The organism is Aurantimonas sp. E1-2-R+4, from assembly GCF_036549515.1.
GTDB classification, from domain to species: domain Bacteria; phylum Pseudomonadota; class Alphaproteobacteria; order Rhizobiales; family Rhizobiaceae; genus Aurantimonas; species Aurantimonas coralicida_A.
This window is the reverse complement of the sequence record NZ_JAZHLK010000169.1, coordinates 1-511: the sequence shown is the minus strand read 5'-3', so window position 1 is coordinate 511 and position 511 is coordinate 1. Positions and strand designations below refer to the sequence as shown.

Below are 511 nucleotides of genomic sequence, written 5' to 3'. Positions count from 1 at the left end.
CCGTCTTTCGGCCCGGTGTCCAAAGTAGGTTTCGTCGACCTCGACGATTTCGCCATTGCCGCCCAGCGGGCCGAGTGATCCGCCGCGCATCGCTTCGCGGATACGGTGCGACATGAACCAAGCGGTCTTGAGGGTGACGCCAAGGGTCCGGTGAAGCTGATTGGAGCTGATGCCCTTCTTGGAAGACGCCATCAGGAATATCGCCTGGAGCCACAGGTGCATCTTCACATGGCTCGCCTCGAAGACGGTGCCGACCTTCACGGTGAAGGGCTTGCGGCACTGGTAGCACTTATAGGTGCCAATGCGGGTGCTCTTGCCCTTCATGGCGGAGATGCGCTCGACACCGCCGCAATGCGGGCAAACCGGGCCATTCGGCCAGATGCGGGCCTCTACGAAACGGTAGGCGGCGGCTTCGTCGTGGAAGTGGCGGTCTGAAAGGACGGACATCGATCTAACTCCTTGTGACTCCTATATAGTCGATCGATGTGGGTATGGCAAGTATAATATGCGG

1 protein-coding gene is annotated in these 511 nt (G+C 59.5%); it reads right to left on the bottom strand.

From position 1 onward, the window contains the following. Nucleotides 1-447 (bottom strand): IS1595 family transposase (locus VQ045_RS21910; protein WP_331831638.1); only part of this gene is annotated, 447 nt, incomplete at its 3' end. Between the last annotated feature and the right edge of the window lie 64 nt (nt 448-511).